At 71.7% G+C, this 20,079-nt stretch carries 18 protein-coding genes; 14 read left to right on the forward strand and 4 right to left on the reverse strand.

Annotation, left to right across the window (positions count from 1 at the left end):
* Positions 1-15: 15 nt before the first annotated feature.
* From upp to BM041_RS07980, 3 genes are all read left to right on the forward strand, one after another.
* Positions 16-648 (forward strand): uracil phosphoribosyltransferase, encoded by a 633-nt coding sequence (gene upp / locus BM041_RS07970; RefSeq protein ID WP_092958159.1) that lies wholly within the window; start codon positions 16-18, stop codon positions 646-648.
* Positions 648-1,496, forward strand: coding sequence for an isocitrate lyase/PEP mutase family protein (locus BM041_RS07975; RefSeq protein WP_092958161.1), 849 nt, complete (start codon positions 648-650; stop codon positions 1,494-1,496). The genes upp and BM041_RS07975 overlap by 1 nt, the downstream gene beginning before the upstream one ends.
* 85 nt (positions 1,497-1,581) lie before the next feature.
* Positions 1,582-3,279, forward strand: a complete 1,698-nt coding sequence (locus tag BM041_RS07980) for a methyl-accepting chemotaxis protein (RefSeq protein WP_092958163.1) — start codon at positions 1,582-1,584, stop codon at positions 3,277-3,279.
* Positions 3,280-3,482: 203 nt separating this feature from the next.
* Here BM041_RS07980 and BM041_RS07985 read toward each other — a convergent pair whose 3' ends face one another.
* The gene (locus BM041_RS07985; protein WP_092958165.1) at positions 3,483-3,815 is read right to left on the reverse strand and encodes a DUF1491 family protein; all 333 of its coding nucleotides are present in this window, start codon (positions 3,813-3,815) and stop codon (positions 3,483-3,485) included.
* 122 nt (positions 3,816-3,937) lie between these two features.
* On the opposite strand from BM041_RS07985, the gene BM041_RS07990 reads away from it, so the two are divergent.
* Complete coding sequence (locus BM041_RS07990) at positions 3,938-4,159, forward strand: hypothetical protein (protein ID WP_092958167.1); 222 nt, start codon at positions 3,938-3,940, stop codon at positions 4,157-4,159.
* Between the two features lie 109 nt (positions 4,160-4,268).
* Here the strand turns inward: BM041_RS07990 and BM041_RS07995 are convergent, their stop codons facing one another.
* Positions 4,269-4,850, reverse strand: coding sequence for a cytochrome b (locus BM041_RS07995; protein ID WP_175533812.1), 582 nt, complete (start codon positions 4,848-4,850; stop codon positions 4,269-4,271).
* A gap of 67 nt (positions 4,851-4,917) precedes the next feature.
* On the opposite strand from BM041_RS07995, the gene BM041_RS08000 reads away from it, so the two are divergent.
* A complete protein-coding gene (locus tag BM041_RS08000; RefSeq protein ID WP_092958171.1) occupies positions 4,918-5,838 on the forward strand; it encodes a hypothetical protein in 921 nt (306 codons plus the stop codon).
* 4 nt (positions 5,839-5,842) lie between these two features.
* Here the strand turns inward: BM041_RS08000 and BM041_RS08005 are convergent, their stop codons facing one another.
* Entirely contained in the window at positions 5,843-6,826 is a 984-nt protein-coding gene (locus BM041_RS08005; RefSeq protein ID WP_092958173.1) for a ketopantoate reductase family protein, read from the reverse strand.
* Positions 6,823-7,998 (reverse strand): M20 metallopeptidase family protein, encoded by a 1,176-nt coding sequence (locus tag BM041_RS08010; RefSeq protein WP_092958175.1) that lies wholly within the window; start codon positions 7,996-7,998, stop codon positions 6,823-6,825. Before BM041_RS08010 ends, BM041_RS08005 begins: the two co-directional genes overlap by 4 nt.
* A gap of 193 nt (positions 7,999-8,191) precedes the next feature.
* Here BM041_RS08010 and BM041_RS08015 point away from each other — a divergent pair, with 193 nt between their 5' ends.
* From BM041_RS08015 to BM041_RS29910, 9 genes are all read left to right on the forward strand, one after another.
* A complete protein-coding gene (locus BM041_RS08015) occupies positions 8,192-9,103 on the forward strand; it encodes a Bug family tripartite tricarboxylate transporter substrate binding protein (protein ID WP_175533813.1) in 912 nt (303 codons plus the stop codon).
* Positions 9,104-9,311: 208 nt separating this feature from the next.
* Positions 9,312-9,758: a tripartite tricarboxylate transporter TctB family protein gene (locus BM041_RS08020; protein ID WP_092958179.1), complete on the forward strand. Its 447-nt coding sequence runs from the start codon at positions 9,312-9,314 to the stop codon at positions 9,756-9,758.
* A gap of 18 nt (positions 9,759-9,776) precedes the next feature.
* Positions 9,777-11,279 carry a tripartite tricarboxylate transporter permease gene (locus tag BM041_RS08025; RefSeq protein WP_092958181.1) on the forward strand — a complete coding sequence of 501 codons (1,503 nt, stop codon included), beginning with the start codon at positions 9,777-9,779 and terminating at the stop codon, positions 11,277-11,279.
* 111 nt (positions 11,280-11,390) lie between these two features.
* Positions 11,391-12,143, forward strand: a complete 753-nt coding sequence (locus BM041_RS08030; protein ID WP_092958183.1) for an SDR family NAD(P)-dependent oxidoreductase — start codon at positions 11,391-11,393, stop codon at positions 12,141-12,143.
* Between the two features lie 83 nt (positions 12,144-12,226).
* Complete coding sequence (locus BM041_RS08035; protein ID WP_092958185.1) at positions 12,227-12,715, forward strand: DUF1003 domain-containing protein; 489 nt, start codon at positions 12,227-12,229, stop codon at positions 12,713-12,715.
* A gap of 3 nt (positions 12,716-12,718) precedes the next feature.
* Positions 12,719-12,877: a hypothetical protein gene (locus BM041_RS30495; RefSeq protein WP_175533814.1), complete on the forward strand. Its 159-nt coding sequence runs from the start codon at positions 12,719-12,721 to the stop codon at positions 12,875-12,877.
* Between the two features lie 82 nt (positions 12,878-12,959).
* Positions 12,960-14,534, forward strand: a complete 1,575-nt coding sequence (locus BM041_RS08040; protein WP_092958187.1) for a Na+/H+ antiporter — start codon at positions 12,960-12,962, stop codon at positions 14,532-14,534.
* Between the two features lie 10 nt (positions 14,535-14,544).
* Positions 14,545-19,092, forward strand: coding sequence for a DUF4011 domain-containing protein (locus BM041_RS08045; protein WP_092958189.1), 4,548 nt, complete (start codon positions 14,545-14,547; stop codon positions 19,090-19,092).
* Between the two features lie 151 nt (positions 19,093-19,243).
* Positions 19,244-20,056 carry a peptidoglycan-binding domain-containing protein gene (locus BM041_RS29910; RefSeq protein ID WP_217648657.1) on the forward strand — a complete coding sequence of 271 codons (813 nt, stop codon included), beginning with the start codon at positions 19,244-19,246 and terminating at the stop codon, positions 20,054-20,056.
* Positions 20,057-20,079: the final 23 nt, after the last annotated feature.

Genomic DNA, 20,079 nt, shown 5'->3' on the forward strand with positions numbered 1-20,079 from the left:
GCCTGGAAGTCCGAGATGGTCCCGCAACTCCACGTCGTCGATCACGCGCTGCTCGCCCATCGCCTGGCCTCGCTGCGCGATGCCGCCACCCCCTCCGCCCGCTTCCGCCGGCTGCTGGCGGAAATCGGCGCGCTGCTGACCATGGAGGCCACGCGCGGCCTGCCGACGGTGACGGCGCGCGTGACGACCCCGCTGACGGAGATGGACCACCGGATGCTGGCGGCGCCGGAACCCGTCCTGGTGGCGGTGCTGCGCGCGGGACTCGGCCTGATGGAAGGCGGCATGCAGGTGCTGCCGGAAGCGCCTGTCGGCCATGTCGGCCTGGTGCGGGACGAACACACGCTGAAGCCCAGCCAGTACATGCTGCGCATGCCGCCGGAGGTGAAGACGCGCGGCGCCATCCTGTTCGACCCCATGCTGGCCACCGGCGGCAGCGCCATCGCGGCCGTGCAGCGCGTGAAGGAGGCAGGCGCGCCGCATCTCCGCTTCGTCTGCGTCGTCGCGGCGCCGGAAGGCGTGGCGAAGCTCGCGGCCGCGCATCCGGACGTGCCGATCTTCACCGCGGCGCTGGATGAGAAGCTGGACCACCGCGGCTTCATCGTCCCCGGCCTGGGCGATGCCGGCGACCGCTGCTTCGGCACGGAGTGATGGACCCCTTCGCCGCGCGCCGGCGCGCCTTCCGGGCGCTGCACGCGGAAGGCTGCTTCCTGCTGCCCAACCCCTGGGATGCCGGCAGCGCGCGCTACCTGGCGGGCCAGGGCTTCAAGGCGCTGGCAACGACGAGCAGCGGCGCCGCCTGGGCGCGCGGGATGGCGGATGGCGCGCTGGACCTGGACGGCACGCTCGACGCCATCACGGAGATCGTGCGCGCGACTGAACTGCCGGTGAACGCCGATTTCGGCCATGGCTTCGGCCGCGACGCGGCCGAGGTGGCGGCCGCCGTCACGCGCTGCGTCGCGACCGGCGTCGCCGGATTGTCGGTGGAGGATGCGACGGGCGATGCCGCCCGGCCCCTCTTCCCGCTGGCCGAATCAGTCGCGCGGCTGCGCGCCGCCCGCGATGCCATCGATGGGTGCGGCGCCGATGTCCTGCTGGTTGGCCGGGCGGAGTGTTTCCTGACGGGGCATCCCGACCCGCTGGCCGAATCGCTCCGCCGCATCGCGGCCTATCGCGATGCGGGGGCCAATGTCCTCTACGTCCCGGGCCTCGCCACGGCGCGGCAGATCGAGTCGGTGGTCCATGCCGCCGGGCGCTGCCCCGTGAATGTGCTGATCCATCGCCCGATCGGGCTTTCCCTGGCCGACCTGGCGTCGCTGGGCGTCCGCCGCGTCAGCATCGGTGGCGCGCTGGCCGCGATTGCGTGGCGCGCGGTCACGGAAGCCACGACAAGGCTGCTGCACGGGGATCTGGATGCCTTGGCTGCCCGCACGCCGGGCAGTGATCTGGACAAGCTGTTTGCTTGGCGTGGACAATCATCCACAAATCCCACGGAGTAAGACAGCGTCAACAGGCGCCTCGGAACAATCGACTCAATCCCGGGACAAGCCGTCCCGGTAGACGAAAATTGCCGGGGTCTTCGCCATGCTCACACTGCTGAACCGAATCAAACTTCTGCCGAAGCTGCTCGCTTCCATCGCCCTCGTAGGCGGGGTCGCGGCGCTGCTGGGCTGGAACGCCTATACCGCAGCGGATGAGATCGATCAGCAGTCGAACCTAAACCGTATCGCCGCCGACCGGGTGTTCGCCGCAGGGCGCGCGACGAGTAACCTGCTGTCCTACGCGCGCTCCGTCGAGTTCCTGCCCATGGAATTGCCGGCGGAGCGGCGCCAGGCCTTCGAGCGCTCGATGGAGCGTGAGCGGGGCCTGCTGGGCGAGCGGCTGGAGGAGATCGCCCGCAGCGCCTCGCCCGAGGGACAGCGGGATATTCGCTCCGTCCGCGAACAGCTCGCGGCCTATGACCCGGTGGCGAACCGCGTGCGCGATCTGGCCCGCGCAGGCCAGATGGATCAGTCCAGCCAACTGGCCCTGGACGCAGCCCGCATGGTGGCGGAAAGCCGCAACCTTCTCCGCCAGATCGAGGAACGCGCCGCAGCCGCAGCCATCGCCCAGCATCAGGAAACCGATGCCGCGCTCGAAGGCATCCAGCGGACCGTCCTCCTCTCCGCGGGCCTGGGCCTGCCGGTCACGCTGATGGTGGCCGCGCTGATGGTGATCCTGGCCGTGGTCCGTCCGCTGCGTGCGTTGACGGCCTCCCTCAGCCGCATCGCCGATGGCAGGCTGGACCAGCCCGTGCCCGGCACCGACCGCGGCGACGAGCTGGGCGGCATGGCGCTGGCGGTCGAGGCGCTGAAGCAGAACTCCATCCGTGCCCAACAGTTGGAAGCGGAGGCGACCGAAGCACGCGAAGCCGCCGCCCGCGACCGCCGCGCCACCACGCTGCAGCTCGCGGCGCAGATCGAGACCTCGCTCGGCGCCGTTGCGGCTACGCTCGGTGCCGCGGCGACGCAGCTCGACGCCTCCGCCACGACGGTCGGGCAGACCGCGGTCCTGACCCAGGAACAGACCGCCGGCGCCGCTTCCGGCGCGCAGCAGGCCAGCAACTCGGTGCAGACGGTCGCCGCCGCAGCGGAGGAACTCTCCGCCACCGTGTCGGAAATCGCCCGCCAGGTCGCTTCCTCCGCCGCCGCGACGGGGGAAGCCGCTGACCGCGCCCGCGCGACGGACCAGACGGTGGCGGCGCTCGCCGATGGCGCGCGCAAGATCGGGGAGGTGACGCGCCTGATCGGCGACATTGCCGGCCAGACCAACCTCCTCGCCCTGAACGCCACGATCGAGGCCGCGCGTGCGGGCGAGGCCGGCAAGGGCTTCGCGGTTGTGGCCGGGGAGGTGAAGACGCTGGCCGCCCAGACCGCCCGCGCGACGGAGGAGGTGAACCGCCAGATCGCCGAGATCCAGGCGACGACCCGCGCCGCCGTGGACGCCATCCGCGGGATCGGGGAAGCGGTCGAGAAGGCCAGCACCACCGCCACCGCCATCGCCTCCTCCGTGGAGGAACAGGGTGCGGCAACGCGGGAGATTGCCCGCGCGGCGAATGACGCGGCGGTCGGCACGCGCACCGTCTCCGGCGGCATCGCAGGCGTGGGCGATGCGGCGCGCGAAGCGGTCGTCGCCTTGCAGGAAGTGAAGCGCGCCAGCACCGAGGTCGCCCGCCAGGGCGAAGCGCTGAAGAGCGCGATCGGCACCCTGGCCAGCCAGCTCCGCCAGCAGGCCGCGGCCTGACGCGGCAGCCCCTCCCCCGCGCAGGCGGGGGCGGGGCCGCCAGGGCCTGCGGACAGTTGGCCCCGGGATGCGGGCGGCGAGGGATTTCCCGTGCCTGCCGGGAAGGTGGCGCCGCCGATACCCTCGGTATCGCCAAGCCGCCTGACGCCGCAGGCGCGGAAAAGCGCCGCCGAACGCGCCCGCAGGCTCCCTGTCCACAGGCCCTACAGGATCGTCGCCTCGAAGGGGGTCTTCAGGTCCGGGGCGTCGAACTCCACCACCCAGAGATCGGGGTCCCGCTTCACCTGGCGTTCCACATAGGCATCCGCGGCCTGGTCATCGACCGGCGCCGGCCCGGTCCCCCGCAGCCAGGCGGGGCGGCCTTCCGCGTCCCGCACCTGGGACAGGACCACGATCCCTTCCCTGCCCCGCAGCACGCAGAGGATCCCGCCCGAATCCGGGTCCCCCTTGCGCAGCACCGCGCCCGACCGTCCGGCGATGTCGGACAGGCGCAATGCCATCGAAACCCAGATGCCGGCCTTCACGCGTGGATCCATGGGGCCGCACCCTCGGCCCGTCAGGCTCCGTAGGCAAGCCGTGATCCGCGCCGCTTCGCCGAGCCCTTGCGAAGCCGGGCGCGCCACGCCATTCCCTCACGCGAAAGGGAGTGCCCCAGCCCATGGCCAAGCCGCAGGAACTGACCGAAGGCCAGCGCGCCTATGAGGCGAAGCGCGCCGCCAAGGCCGGCATGACGCTGGAGAAGTGGCTGGCCGAGAAGGACCGCCGCGCGAAGCTGGAAGCCGCGGAAGCCGCGAAGGTGGCGGAGGCCGAGAAGCCGCCCGCCCCCAAGGGCTGGTTCGGCCGGCTGCTCGACAAGGCCCACCAGCCGCTGAAGAAGTAGCCTGCCGGTCAGAGCCTGTGAAAGAATCGAGCCTGAGCATTAATGCCCGTTGAAATCATTGGGCTTTTTCCTCGGATTCCGGCGCTTTCGGCCATTGCTTCACAAGCTCTCAGAGCATCCGCATCAGCGTGCCGTCCTTGCGGATGGCATGGTGGAAGATGGCCCCGCCGATATGGGCCGCCAGCAGCGGCAGGAACAGCCAGCCGATGATGCTGTGCGCCCAGTGCAGCACCGTCGCCAGCGCCCCCCATGGCTCCATGAATTTCGGCAGGTCGATGAAGCCGAGGAAGGCCGTGGCACCCTGCAGGGGGAAGCCATAGGCATTGGTGGTGAAGAAGCCCAGCAGAGGCTGCAGGATCAGCGCGGCGTAGAGCGCGTGATGCACCCCCGCCGCCGCGGCCCGCATGGAAGCCGGCAGGTGGTCCGGCAGCGCCGGCGGCCGGCTGATCCCGCGCCAGGCCAGCCGCGCCACCGCCAGGCCCAGGATCAGCAGCCCGATGCTTTCATGCAGCGCGTAGAACGCCATCTTCGGGTCATCCTTGATGAAGCGGATGACCAGGCCGGAAGCCAGCGCCAGCCCCATCAGCGGCACCGTGACCCAGTGGAACACTTTCGCCAGCGCCGAATACTGGCCATCCGGGTGCATCGCATCCTGGCCGCGGAGCGGCGATCCCACGCTGGTCGTCGACATCGGACATCCTCTCCCGGCCTCCTGGACACTATGGCATGAGCGGCCGGACCCTTTGGAAGCGAAAGCCGTGATCGCCGCCCATGCGGATTGGAGCATCAGCCCGGGCAAGCGGTGGATCGCCATGGCGCGGCGCCGCGACGGCCAGTGGCAGGCGGCGGCGCCTCGCCTGGTGGGCGACACCGCCGCGCTGCTGCCCACCCTGCTTGTGGAAGGCGTGCCGGTGGCGCTCGGCCTCGACCTCCCGCTCGGCGTGCCGCGGGAATGGGCGCAAGCACGGCCCGAATCGGGTTTCCGCCCATTCCTGGCGGGCCTGGCTGCGACGCCGGATTTCTTCACCGTCAGCCCGACGCTGGACATGGTCAGCCCCGCCCGCCCCTTCTACCCCGCCCGCGGCGTGAAGGGCATGACACGCGCCGCCCATGCGGCCGCCATCGGGCTTGCTTCCGCCCAGGGCCTGTCCCGCTGCTGCGACCGCGCGACCGCGCTGCGCCCCGCCGGCGCGCCGGTGTTCTGGACGCTGGGCGCCAACCAGTCCGGCAAGGCCGCCATCAGCGCCTGGCGGGACTGGCTGGCACCCGCCCTGGCGCAGGGCGCCCCCATCGCGCTCTGGCCCTTCGACGGGCCGCTGCATGCCCTGCTGGCCCCGGGCCGCGCCGTGCTGGCGGAGGTCTACCCGGCGGAGGCCCTGCGCCAGCTTGGCCTGGTGATGCCCGGCAGCAAGCGGGCGGAGGCGCCCCGGCGCGCCCTGGCCGGGCCGCTGGCCGCCACCATGGCGCGGCTTGGGGTCACGCCCCTGCCCGCGCTCACCACCATGATGGGAGCCGGCTTCGGCGCCGATGCGGCCGGTGAGGACCGGATGGATTGCGTGCTGGGCCTGCTGGCGATGATCGCGGTCCTGGACGGACGCCAGCCCGACCATGTGCCGGAGGACCCCTGGATCCGTCGCTGGGAAGGCTGGGTGCTCGGGCAGGTGGAGATGCCGCGATGAGGCGCTACCCGATCGGCGGGTAGAGCCCCTGGCCGCGCGCCGCCTGCTTCACCAGCGCCACCAGCAGGGACAGGTTCGGCGCGCGCGCGCCCGTCAGCGCCGCCAGTTTCAGCGGCACGCCGAACAGCGCATCGATTTCCATCGGCCGGCCGAGTTCCAGGTCCTGCAGGATCGACGGCTTGTGCTGCATGTTACTGGCCGAGACGCGATCGATGACGTCATCGCCAATGCTGATGCCGAGGGATGCCGCGATGGCGCGCGCTTCCTCCGCCACCGTGCGCGCCATGGCGCGCAGCGCCGGATCGGCCAGGCTGTCCCGCACGCCGAGGCGTGTCAGCGAACAGATCGGGCCGGAGGACAGGTTGCCCAGCAGCTTCGACCAGACCGCGGCGCGGATGTCGGGCGTGACCGGGGATGGCATCCCGCCGGCCTCCAGCAGCGCGGACAACGCCCTGGCGCGGTCGCTGACGCTGCCATCGGGTTCGCCCAGGATGACGCGGATGTTGCCGTGTTCGGACCGCACCACGCCCGGCGCGATGACCTCGGTCGCCGAATAGACGACGCCGCCGATGGTGCGCTGGATGCCGATGCTGCGTTCCAGCACGCCATCGGGATCGACCTCCGGCAGGCGCAGCCCGGCCATCGGCACATCGCCGGCCAGGAAGTACCACCAGGGAATGCCGTTCATCACGAAGGCGACCGGCGTGTCCGGCGCCAGCAGCGGCGCGATGCCGGCCGCGACCGCGGGCAGCGCCGGCGCCTTCACCGTCACCACCACCGCATCCTGCGGGCCGAGTTCGGCGGGGTCCGCACTCGCGCGAACCGGCACGACATGCGTGCCGTCATGGGCATGCACCGTCAGCCCATTGGCCTGCATGGCGGCGAGGTGGGCGCCACGCGCCACCACGGAGACCTCGGCCCCGCCCCGCGCCAACCGCGCCGCCAGATGCCCGCCGATGGCGCCGGCGCCGAAGACGCAGACCTTCAAGACAGCAATTCCAGCGCCGCGCGGCTGAGTGCCTGCACGCCCAGGCCGATGCAGCGCTCATCCGGCTGGTACTTGTCATTATGCAGCCGGTCGTCGCGCCCCTCCGCGCCGCTGCCGATGCGCAGTTGGAAGGACGGTGCGCGCGCCGCGAATTCAGCAAAATCCTCGCTGCCCATGGAGGCCTCGCCCTCCTCCACCACCTCGCCGAACTGCGCGCGGACGGCGGCCATGGTGGGTTCCAGCACGCGGTCGTCATTCACCAGCGGTGGCACCTTGCGCTGGTAGTCGAGCGTGCAGGCAACGCGCATCGTCGTCTCCAGACCCGCCACCAGGCGCCGGATCGCGACCTCCGCCGTGTCGCGCGCGGCCGCGTGCAGCGTGCGCACCGTGCCGCGCAGGTGCACGCGTTCCGGGATGATGTTGTAGGTGGTGCCGCCGGTGAACTGCGCGATCGTCACCACCGCGGGATGCAGCGGCTTGATCTCCCGGCTCACCACCGTCTGCGCCTGTGCCACGAAACTCGCGGCGGCGACGATGGGATCGATGGCGGCATAGGGATGCGCCGCATGGCCCGACTTGCCGCGCACGATGAGGTCGAAGCGGTCGGAGGCCGCGAGGCAGGCGCCACGCGCGAACCCGAAGGTGCCGACCTTCATGTCGGGGTGGTTGTGGAAGCCGAGCGCGAGGTCGATCCCCTCCGCCGCGCCATCGGCGATCATCGCGCCAGCGCCTTCAAGGATCTCCTCCGCCGGCTGGAACACCAGCAGCACGCGGCCGGCGAGTTGCGGCGCCATGTCGCGCAGCACGGCGGCGACGCCGAGCAGCGTCGTGGTGTGGATGTCGTGCCCGCACGCATGCATCTTGCCGGCGACGGTGCTGGCGTAGGGCAGGCCGGTATCCTCATGGATCGGCAGCGCGTCCATGTCCGCGCGGATTGCGAGCGTGGGGCCTGGCCGCCCACCCTCGATCACGCCGACAACCCCGGTGCGGCCGAGCCCTGTGCGATGCGGTATCGCGAGACGCGCGAGTTCGGCGGCCACGACACCCGCGGTGCGTGTCTCCTCGAAGGCGAGTTCGGGATGCGCGTGCAGGTCGCGGCGGATGGCGACGAGGGAGGGCTCCATGGCCGAAACGGCTTCCCGGATGCGTCGCCCGGGATCGTTGATGAGCATGGGCGTTGACTCCGCGCAATTTCCTGGCGCCATGGTAGGTGAAGAAGTGGTCATGGCAAGAAGCAGCGGCTTGCGAGTGCCGGAAACTGCGTGCCATACGCCTGCCAACGTCCAAGGAGGCCGAATGCCGGGGCTCATCCATCGCCGCGCGTTTTTCGCAGGAACCGCTCTGGCGGTTTCCGCCCCGTCCCTCGTGCGCGCCCAGACATGGCCCTCGGGCTCCATCCGCCTCGTGGTGCCCTTCGCGCCCGGCGGAAGCACGGACCTGGCGGCCCGGCTGGTGGCCGATGGGCTGGCGCAGCGCCTTGGCGTCCCGGTCGTTGTCGAGAACCGGCCCGGCGCCGGCGCGACGACGGGTAGCCAGGTGGTCGCGGACGCGGCGCCAGACGGCCAGACGCTCGTGATGAGCAACATCGCGAGCCACGCGATCAGCCCCGCCCTCTACGGCAACCGGGTGCGCTACGACCCGGTCCGGTCCTTCACCCATATCGCCATGGTGATCACCAATCCCTCCGTCTGGGTGGTGAACCCGCGAAGCGAGATCGGCAATCTCGCCGACCTCGTCCGCATCGCGAAGACGCGCCGCGGCGGGCTCGACATGGCGTCCTCCGGCGCGGGTTCGTCCAATCACCTGCTGCTGGTGCGGTTCAGCGAGATGGCGGGTATCGAGCATACCCACGTCCCCTTCCGCGGCGCCGGCCCGGCGATGACGGCGGTGATCGCGGGCCAGGTGCCGATGATGTCGGACAGCCTGCCCTCCGCCGCGGGACATGTCCGCCAGGGCAGCGTGCGCGCCATCGCGATGAGCAGCGCGGAACGGCATCCGGCCTTCCCCGATGTCCCCACCTTCCGCGAGCAGGGCTTCGACCTGGTCAGCACGTCCTGGTTCGCGCTCTCCGGACCCGCCGGTCTGCCGGCCCCGATCGTGGAGCGCCTGCACCGGGAGACGATGGCGCTAATCGCCACCCCCGAATCGCGGCAGCGCTTCGCCGAGCTTGGCGGTACGCCGGGCGACATGACGACGGCGCAATTCAGCGCCTTCGTCGCATCGGAAGTCGCGTCCTGGGCCCCGGTTGTGCGGAGCTCGGGAGCTACGGCAGACTAGACAAATTCACGACGTGGCGCAGGGTTCATGAACCTCTCGATTGCGTGATCGAGGGAGCCCGGCCTAGGGTGACGACAGGGTGCAGGATGCGGCCATGGCCGTCTGCCAGCCTTGTTGGGGAGTTGCAGGAAAGGCGGTATCGCCGGCCTGCAAAGGTTGACGGGAACGGACTAGGCATCGGCGAAAGCCGGGCAGGAACGAGGTGCGGATGAAAATCAATGCGAAGGACGTAGCGTCCGGGGCCCTGCTGATCGCGATCGCGGTCGCCGGGCTTTGGCTGAACCAGGATCATACGCTGGGCACTGCCCGGCGCATGGGGCCTGGCTACATGCCGATGATGACCTTCTGGCTCCAGATGGGGCTCGGCGCCATCGTGCTGGTCATGGGTCTGTTCAACGGACCGGACAAGCTGGATCGCTGGGCCTGGCGTGAGCTGACGCTCATCCTCGCCTCGCTCTGCGTCTTCGCGCTGCTGTTGGAACAGGGCGGCCTGTTCCTCGCCATCGCCGCGACGGTGGGCGTTGCCTCTCTGGGCGACCGCACACACAAGCCGCTCGGCGTGCTGGGGCTGATCATCTTCCTCATGGCGCTCTGCTGGTTCGTGTTCATCCGGGAATTGGACATCCGGGTGAATCTCTGGCCGTCCTTCTTCTGAGCCCGGGGAAAAGGAACCATGGATCTCTTCGCCAACCTTTATCTGGGCATGAGCGTCGCGCTCAGTCTCGATAACATCACCTTCGCGCTGCTCGGCGCCTTCATCGGCACGGCGATCGGCGTGCTGCCGGGCATCGGCCCGGTCGCCACCATCTCGCTGCTGCTGCCGATCACCTTCGGCATGTCGGCGACGACGGCCATCATCATGCTCGCCGGCATCTACTACGGCGCGCAGTATGGCGGCTCCACCACCTCGATCCTGCTGAACCTGCCGGGCGAAGTCTCCTCGGTGGTCACCACGCTCGAAGGCTACAAGATGGCCCGCAAGGGCCGCGCGGGCGCGGCGCTGACCATCGCGGCGCTCGGCTCCTTCTTCGCCGGCACCATCTCCACCATCCTGGTGGCGGCCTCCGGCCCGCTGCTGACCTCCGTCGCCCTGTCCTTCGGTCCGGCCGATTACTTCTCTCTGATGCTGCTCGGCCTCATCATCTCCGCGGTGCTGGCGCAGGGCTCCATCGTCAAGGCCATCGGCATGGTGGTGCTCGGCGTGGCGCTCGGCCTGGTGGGCACGGACGTGCAGACCGGCCAGCAGCGCTTCACCTTCGGCGTGCCTGAACTGTCCGACGGCATCGGCTTCGTCGCCGTCGCCATGGGCATGTTCGGCATCGCGGAAATCATCCTGAACCTCGAACGCCCGGAAAGCCGCTCCGTCCTCACCAACAAGGTGGACAGCCTGTGGCTGACGCGGGAAGAGGCGATGCGCTCCATCGCCCCCGTGCTGCGCGGCACCACCATCGGCTCGGTCCTCGGCATCCTGCCGGGTGGCGGCGCGTCGCTGGCGGCCTTCGGGTCCTACATGCTGGAAAGCAAGGTCTCGAAGTACCGGCATGAATTCGGCACCGGCGCGATCGAGGGTGTGGCCGGCCCGGAGGCGGCGAACAACGCCGCCGCCCAGACCAGCTTCATCCCGCTGCTGACGCTCGGCATCCCGGCCAACGCCGTGATGGCGCTGATGGTCGGCGCGCTGATCATCCAGGGCATCCAGCCCGGCCCGCGCATGGTCGAAGCGCAGCCCGACCTGTTCTGGGGCCTCATCGCCTCCATGTGGGTCGGCAACCTGATGCTGCTGGTCATCAACCTGCCGCTGATCGGCATGTGGGTGAAGCTGCTGGAGGTTCCCTATCGCTACCTCTACCCCGCGATCCTGATCTTCTGCGCCATCGGCGTGTACTCGCTGAACAACAACGTGTTCGACGTGTACCTGACCGTTGCGTTCGGCCTCTTCGGCTACCTCTGCTCCAAGCTGAAGCTGGAAGGCGCGCCCCTGCTGATCGGCTTCGTGCTCGGCCCGATGATGGAGGAACACCTCCGTCGCGCCATGCTGCTCAGCCGTGGCGATCCCATGGTGTTCCTGCAGCGGCCGATCTCCGCCACGCTGCTGGGCATCGCCGCCCTGGCGCTGCTGACCATGCTGCTCCCGGCGCTTCGCAAGAAGAAGGAAGCCGCGCTGGCCGAGGGCTGACACCCTCGTCCCACCGGACCCACCAGGAAGGGGCCGCTCCGCAAGGGGCGGCCCCTTTCGCTTGCGCCCCGCCGGACGCACCCTGGCGCCCATTCACGGAGGAACCCTCGCATGGACCTGCAACTCACGGGCAAGGTCGCCCTCGTCACCGGCGCATCCGCCGGTCTCGGCCGCACCATCGCGCGCCTGCTGGCCGAGGAAGGCTGCAAGCTCGCCATCCTCGCCCGCCGCCGCCACCTGCTGGACGAACTCGCCGCCACCCTGCCCGCCAGCGCGGAGCCGCTGGTGATCGTCGATGACTTCACGGACAAGGGCGCGGCGGAGCGGACGCGGGATGCGGTGCTCGGCCGATTCGGCCGCTGCGACATCCTGGTCAACAACGCCGGCGGCAGCCGCCCGCAGACGGATCTCGGCCCGGATGAGGTCTGGATGGAGGCCATGGAGATCAACTTCCATGCCGGCCGCCGCATGACCCACGCCTTAGTGCCCGCCATGCGCGCCCAGAAATACGGGCGAATCGTCAACCTGACGGGGTCCGACGAGCCGCACATCATCAACGCGGCCAACGCGCCCAACGGCGCGGTCCATATCTGGGCCAAGGCGCTGTCCAGGCAACTCGGCCGGGATGGCATCACGGTGAATTCGGTGCCACCTGGCCGCATCCGGTCGGAGCAGATCGACGCCCGCATCCTGCCAACGGAGGAAGCCCGCCAGGCCTGGGCCGCAGCCGAGGTCCCGGTGGGCTTCATCGGAGAGCCGGAGGATCTGGGCGTGCTGGTGACCTTCCTCTGCTCGCCCCGCGCCCGCTACATCACCGGCCAGGTGATCCATGTGGATGGCGGGACGCTTCGCCACAGCCATTGATGCGCCGCAGCCATTGAAGGAGTGCGGGGCTGCGGTGTCGCCGCGGGTGTAGGCTGGGTCCGAAACGGGAAGGATCACCCCGGATGACCCAGCCACACGCCCCCACCCATCTGCGCCGCACGATCGCGCGCGCCAAGCAGCGGCGTGGCACCGCACCGCCGCCACCCACGCTCGGCGCGCGGCTGGCGGATGCCGTCGCCGCCACGGTCGGCTCCTGGCGCTTCATTGTCATCCAGTCCGCCCTGCTGGTGGCCTGGATCATCGCCAATGTCATGGCAGGCACCCATGCCTGGGACCCCTACCCCTTCATCCTGCTGAACCTGATGCTGTCCTTCCAGGCGGCCTACACCGCGCCCATCATCATGATGAGCCAGAACCGGCAGTCCGACGTGGACCGCGACCGCGCGCTGGCGGACTATCAGGTGAACCTGCGGGCCGAGGCCGACATCACCCTGCTGCACGAGAAGATCGACCTGCTGCGCGAACGCGAATTGCTGGAGATGATGCAACTGCTCCGCCGCGCGCTCGACCGGATCGAGGCGCTGGAACAGCGCCCGCCGAAGGAGGCCTGACCGATGTCCTGGCTGCTGCGCATCCTGCTGGTCGCCGCCGGCGCCATCGCCGCGCTCTTCGTCGCGCGTGACGCGCCCAACTTCCCGGTGGTGGAGGGCATGGTGGCGGTCGCCCTCATCGCCGCCATCGTCCTGGTGCTGGCGCTGACGCGAAAGAAGTAGGGCCCGGCCGGCGCCCGGCTCTGGCGCCCGGGGCAAGACTGGCGGTTGTCGCCGCCCCCCTGCCTTCCGCTATGGTTGCCGCATGGAAATCGTCGAGGCCGTGCTGGCCCTCATCGCGGTCTGCATCGGCTTCGCGCTGGTCGCCCGCCGCCTGAACATGCCCTATGCCGTCATCCTCGTGCTGGGGGGCATGGCGCTGGCCTTCGTGCCGGGGCTGCCCGCGGTCACGCTGGACCCGCAGATCGCACTCGCCTTCTTCCTGCCGCCGCTGCTCCAGGCCAGTGCCTGGCGAACGGATTGGCGGGCCTTCCGCGCCAATATCCGCCCCATCCTGCTGCTGGCCGTGGGCGCTGTCCTGTTCACCGCCGTGGTCATCGCGGTCGTCGCGAAGCTGCTGATCCCCGCCCTGCCCTGGGCCGCGGCCGTCGCACTCGGCGCCATCGTCGCGCCGCCGGATGCCGTGGCCGCCGCCGCCGTTCTGCAACGGCTGCGCATCCCCCGCCGCATCGTCACGGTGCTGGAAGGGGAGAGCCTGGTGAATGACGCGACGGCGCTGGTGCTCTACCGCTTCGCCATCGCGGCGGTCGCGGCGGGCGGCGTCGCCATCGAACAGGCGGCCTTCTCCTTCGTGCTGGTGGCCGCGGGCGGCATCGTCGTCGGCTATGGCGTCGCGCTGGCCGCGGCCTGGGTCTTTCCGCGCCTCAAGGACACGCTGCTGGTCGTCGCCGCCAGCTTCATCGCCTGCTTCGCCAGCTTCATGGCGGCGGAGGCTTTTCATCTGTCGGGCGTCATGGCGGTGGTGACCACGGGCTTGGTGCTGGGACAGAAGCAGCATGCCACGCTGTCCCCGCAAAGCCGCATCGCCGCCGTCACCGTCTGGCAGTTCGTCGAATTCGTCCTGACCAGCCTCGTCTTCATCCTCACCGGCCTGCAGCTGCGCGCGATCCTCGACCGCATCACGACCCATGGCGTGGGGGAGATGGTGCTGCTGGCCGTGGCGCTGTCCGTCGCGCTGATCGTGGCGCGCTTCGTCTGGGTGTTTCCCGCGCTCTATGCGTCGCGCCTCATCCCCTCGGTCCGCCGCAGCCAGCCACCGCCGCCGGTGGGCCATGCCGTCGTCATCTCCTGGGCCGGGATGCGCGGCGTGGTGTCGCTGGCCGCGGCGCTGGCCTTGCCGCTGGATTTCCCGGAACGCGACCTGCTCGTCTTCCTGGCCTTCTGCGCCATCCTGGCCACTCTGGTGGTGCAGGGCACCACGCTGGAATGGGTGATCCGCCGCTTCAAGGTGGAGGAACCTGGCGTCAACGGCATGGCGCCGGAGGAAGCGGCGGTGCGGCGCCATGTCGCCGGCGCCACCCTGGCGGAGATCCAGCGCCGGGCGGAGGACATCCTGGAAGGGCCTGTCGCGCAGGACCTCCTCGCCGAGTACACCGACAAGGCCCGCGTCTTCCAGGGCGTCGCCAAGGGGCGCGGCCAGGCGGAGCTGGAGGCGCGGATGCGCATCCGCCTCGCCGCGCTACGCGCGGGCCGCCGGGCGCTGCTCGACCACCACCAGGACGGCAAGCTGGACGACGAATTGCTGACCGCGCTGGAACTGGAGCACGACCTGGAGGAGATCCGCATCCTCCGTCTTCTCGGCGCCGCACCGGCACACTAACTGCCGCGTCATGGATGACGCCGCCCTCGCCGCCCGCCTGCAGGAAGCCCGACGCGGGCTGCTGGACCTGTCCACCCGCAACCGCCTGCTGGCCCTGCCGAAGCCGGGCCGGTCCCGCGGCGTCATCATCCTGGAGGATGAGGACGCCGATTTCGTGCTGGAGTCGCTGGGCGCCAACCGCGCCTTCGGCTTCGAGGCCGCGCCCGCCGACAGCGCCGCACCGCCCCCCGCGCCGGACGGCGAGACCCCCGCGCCGCGCCGCCGCCGCGCCACCCGCACGCGCCGGGCGGAGGGGATCGCCACCGCCGATGCCGCGCAGAGCGCGGAGGATGCGCGCCGCGACACCAAGCTCCGCGTCCGCCTGTCCCCGGAGGACCTGTCCCGCCGCCTGCGCGACCTGATGCAGGATGCCCGCACGGCGCGGGAGGAGACGGGCGTCGCCACCCTCTCCCTCGCCCTCGGCACCCTGGCGTGGCGCGACCCCGCGACGCCGGAAGCCGAACGCCTCGCCCCCCTCGCCTTGCTGCCCGTGACGCTGGAGCGCGAAGGCGTCGGCCAGACCTATCGCCTGCGCGCCGCGGGGCTGGAGGTGCAGGAGAACCTCAGCCTGCGGGAGAAGCTCGCCACCGAGTTCCGGCTCGACCTGCCGGCCTTCGACGCGGAAACCTATGATCCGACCGCCTGGGCCGATGCCGTCCGCACCGCGCTGGGTGGCCGCGAAGGCTGGGCCGTGGACCCGGACGGTCTCGCCATCGGCCTGTTCAGCTTCCAGAAGTTCCTGATGTGGCGGGACCTGGACCCGGCCGCGAACCCCGGGCTGCTGACCCACCCCATGGTGCGCGCCCTGGTCGGCGGGGAGACGCTGGCCAACCCGCCCCCCTTCCCCGACGACACCGATGTGGATGCGGAAATCCCGGTGGAGCGGCTGGACCACGTCATGGATGTGGATGGCAGCCAGGCCCTGGCAGCGGAAGCCGTGCGCCGTGGCGGGCACACCGTCATCCAGGGCCCGCCCGGCACCGGCAAATCCCAGACCATCGCGAACATCATCGCGCAGGCCATCCTGGATGGCCGCCGCGTGCTCTTCGTGGCGGAGAAGCTGGCGGCGCTGGAGGTCGTGCAGCGGCGCCTGGGGTCCATCGGGCTGGGTGCCGCCTGCCTGGAACTGCACAGCGAAAAGCAGTCGAAGCGCGCGGTGCTGGACGAGCTTCGCGCCACCCTGGCCCTGCCCCCGCCGCGCCGGCCGGACCGGGATGCGCTGATCCGCCGCCTCGGGTCGCTGCGCGGCCGGCTCAACGGCCATGCCCGCGCCATGGCGGCGCCCGTTGGCGACAGCGGCCGCCCGCTGCATGCCGTGGTCGGCCGCCTGGTCGGGCTCCGCGCCAGCGGCCAGGCCGCGCCGGACTTCATGCTACCGGCCGGCGACTGGACCGCCGACCGGATCGCCGCCGCCGAGGCGGCCATCGAGGAACTGGCCGCCCGCGCCGCGGAAGGCGGCCCCGCCAGCGCCTGGCGCGGCATCGGCTCCGACCTTGCCCCGATCGAGCAGGAACGCCTGCTGGCCCGCCTGCCGGCCCTGATCCGCGCGCTATCCGCCGGCGCCGCCGCGCTCGCCCCCGCCGCCCGCGCGCTGGGCCGCCCCGCCCCCGGCGCGGCGGGCGCGACGGCGTTGCTCGCCCTGTCCGGCGCCGTGGGCGCCGCCCCGGCGCATGACCGCGCCGCCCTGGCCCACGCCGTCTGGGCCACGGACCCGGCGCCCCTGCGCGCCCTGGCCGATGCGCAGGCCGCGCTGGCCGCCGCGCAATCCGACCGCCGCCTGAAGCCGGGCGCCCTGGCCGAGGGCGGCATCGCGGAGGCTCGCCAGGCGCTGGCCGCGGGGGGCGGGTTGTTCGGCTTCCTCTCCACCACCCAGCGCAACGCCAAGGCCCTGGCCGCGCGCATCGCAGCCGATGCCACGGCCCCCCTCCCCGCCCTCGACGCCGCCCTGGCGGGGCAGGAGGCCGCCCGGACGGTCGCGGGCGGGGAGGCGCTGGGCCGCGCCGCCTTCGGCACGCTGTGGGGCGATGCCCCCGCCATGCAGGCGCTGCTGGCCTGGCGCGACACCCATGGCGCTGGGGCCGCGGCGGCCCTGGCCGCCGGCATGCCCCTGCTGGACCCGGCACCGGTGGAGGCCGCCCTTGCCGCCCATGCCGACCTGGTCGCCGAGACCGCGCTCGACCCGATCGCGGCCTTCGGCGTCGCCGACCCTCCCTTGGCCGACATCGCCGCCCGCCTCGGCGACTGGGCCGGCCAGCCGGAGACGCTGCCCCTCTGGCTCGGCTGGCGCCGCGCCGTGGCGGCGGCGGGCGAGGATCTCAGGCCGTTGGTCGATCGCCTGGCCGATGGTCGCCTGGCGCCGGAAGCCGCGCGTGCCGCCTTCGACTATGCGCTGGAGGAAGCGCTGCTGAAGGCCGCGATGCGCGCGCGCCCCGAACTCGCCGCCTTCGACGGCGCCGGCTTCGACCGCCTGGTGGAGGATTTCGCCGAGGCCGACCGCGCCCGCATCGACCTGGCCCGCCGCGAATGCAGCGCCGCTCATGCCGCCCGCATCGCGGGGCTGCGGGACCTGCCCGGCTTCACCCTGCTGATGGGGGAGTTCGAGAAGAAGCGCGGCCACCTGCCCGTCCGCGAATTGCTGCTGCGCGCCGGCCCGGTGGTGCAGGCCGCGAAGCCCGTGCTGATGATGTCGCCGCTCTCCGTCGCGCAGTTCCTGGCGCCGCCGCATGGCCTTCGCCCCGGCCTGTCCTTCGACCTGCTGGTGATCGATGAGGCTTCGCAGGTGGAGCCTGTCGATGCGCTCGGCGCCATCGCGCGCTGCGGGCAGGTCGTCGTCGTCGGCGACGACAAGCAGATGCCGCCCACGCGCTTCTTCCAGCGCATGACCTCGGAGGATGACAAAGCCGTCGAGGCCGAGGATGGCGGAGAGGCCGTGGCGGCGCGGGAGGTGGAGAGCATCCTCGGCCTCGCCAATGCGCGCGGCGTGCCCAATGTCATGCTGCGCTGGCATTACCGCAGCCGGCACGAAAGCCTGATCGCGACCTCCAACGCGGAATTCTACGGCAGCCGCCTGTTCGTGCTGCCCTCGCCCCGCGCGCGCTCCGCGACGCTCGGCCTGTCGCTGGTGCGCGTGGACGGCGCCTGGGAAGCCGGCGCCGGTGTGAACCGCGCGGAAGCCCGCGCGGTGGCAGAGGCCGTGCTGCGCCATGCGAAGGAGACGCCGGGGGACACGCTCGGCGTCGCCGCCTTCTCCCTCAAGCAGCGGGACGCGATCCTGGATGCGGTGGAGGCGCTGCGGCGCGAGAGCCCCGATACCGAGGCCTTTTTCACCGCCCACGAACACGAACCCTTCTTCGTGAAGAACCTGGAGAACGTGCAGGGCGACGAACGCGACTCCATCATGATCAGCGTCGGCTATGCGCGCGGGTCGGACGGCAGGCTCGCCATGCGCTTCGGCCCGCTTTCCGCCGATGGCGGCGAACGCCGCCTCAACGTTCTCATCACCCGTGCCAAGAAGCGGTGCATCGTCTTCAGCGGCATCGGCGCGGAGGACATCGACCTGGAGCGCGCCGCCGGCCGCGGCGTCGCCGCCCTGAAGACGTTTCTTCAGGCTGCCGCAGGCGGGTTGCGAAGCGGGGCGCCCGGGTCGGGCACGGTGCGCGCGGGGCTGGGGACGGTGATCGGGGCGGAGATCGAGGCGGCGGGCAAGGAAGCCGTCGGGCGCGTCGGCACGGCGGGGCTGTTCCTCGATGTCGCGGCGCGGGACGGCGCCGACTTCATCCTGGGCGTGGAGGCCGATGCCGGCGACTGGACCAGCATCCGCGCCGCGCGCGACCGCGAACGGGGTCGCGCCGCGGCACTCGGCCAAATGGGCTGGCGGCTGCACCGCGCCTGGTCCATCGCCTGGCTGCAACGGCCGGAGGCCGAACGCGCGCGGCTTCGCGCCGCCCTCGGCGCCGCGCCGGAGGTAGCGGACAGCGCGCCGATCGGCGGCCCGGACCCGGGCATCGCGACGCCCTATGTGGAAGCGGCGCCGACGGTGGACACCGCCATCGCCATCCCCGCCATGCCCTTCGCCGCACTGTCGGAGGCTCTGGCCGCCATCATCCGCGTGGAGCAACCCGTCCACACCGACGCGGTTCTCGAACGCATCCGCCTGCTCTGGGGCCGGGACAGGCTGGAGGCGGCGGACCGCGCCGCCTTGCAGCAGGCGCTCCGCCTGGCGGGGCAGTTACAGGGGGTTGCGGAGGCTGGCGGCTTCTGGACCGCCGAGGATGCGCCCCCCGTCGCGCCCCGGGATCGCCGCGCCACCGCGCCGCATCTCCGCCGCGCCGCCATGGTCGCGCCCGCGGAGATCGAGGCCGCCGCCCGCGCGCTGCTCGACGCCCTGCCGCAGACGACGGAAGCCGAGCTTGCACCCGGGATCGTCCGCCTTCTCAGCCTGGATGCCACCGCCGCCGCGGCCATCGCCGCGCGCGTCGCCGCCCTGGCCGGTGCCGGGAGGATCACGACCGCGGGGTAGCGCCGCTTCCCGTCCCGCCCGACGAACCCGGCCACGCAACCATCGCCATCCCCGTCGCGTTCACCGCCCGTCGGATGATCCGGACGCCGTCCGCCGCTTCCATGCGGGTGGTGCCGGAAGAACGAGGAGCGAAGCCATGTATGCGAAGATCATGAGTGCCGCAGCCCTGGGCCTGCTGGTTGCCGCCTGCGGCACGGACCCGCAGGAACGCGTCCAGGGCGGTGCCGCCGCCGGCGCCGCGACGGGCGCCGGCATCGGGGCACTGGGCGGGCCTGTCGGTGCGCTGGCGGGCGCGGCGATCGGCGGCGGCGCCGGGGCGATCACCGGTGCCGCGACTGATTCGCGTGACGTGAACCTCGGCCGCCCGGTCTGGGAGAACCCCGAGACCCGCGTCCCGGGCGTGACCAGTACGGGCAGCCGCGCGGGTGCAGCGAGCGGGACCACGCGCCAGGCACAGCAGGCGCTTGCCTCGCGCGGCTTCAATCCTGGCCCGGCCGATGGCATCTGGGGCGAAAGGTCGCGCCAGGCGACCATGGACTTCCAGCGCGCGAACAACATCGAGCCCAGCGGGCGGCTCGACAGCCGGACGATGGCGGCGCTGAACGTGAGCGGCGCGCGCAGCAGCAGCGCCGATCGCGATCGCGCCTATATGGGCGGCGGCCAGGTCAGCCAGACGCAGCCAGGCGCGCCGATGACCGGCCCGATGGGCGGCAACGATCCCCGTGGCATCAATACCCCCGCCAACCAGCCCGGCGGCCGCATGTCCGGCACGGCGAGCGGCAGCGTCGGCCCCTCGACGACGCCGGCGTCCCCGGGCGTCGCCCTGGGCCAGGGCAGCGTGCCGGGCGTGGCCGGCGGCCAGCAGGTCCCCGGCGCGGCGCGTGGCGCCACGCCGGGTGACGTCAACACGGGCGGCGGCAGCGGGGCCGGCTCCAGCGGCTCCGGCGGCGGCGCCGGCCGATAAGGCAAGGCGCCAGGCATGACGGT

It is taken from the genome of Falsiroseomonas stagni DSM 19981, assembly GCF_900114315.1.
GTDB lineage: Bacteria > Pseudomonadota > Alphaproteobacteria > Acetobacterales > Acetobacteraceae > Falsiroseomonas > Falsiroseomonas stagni.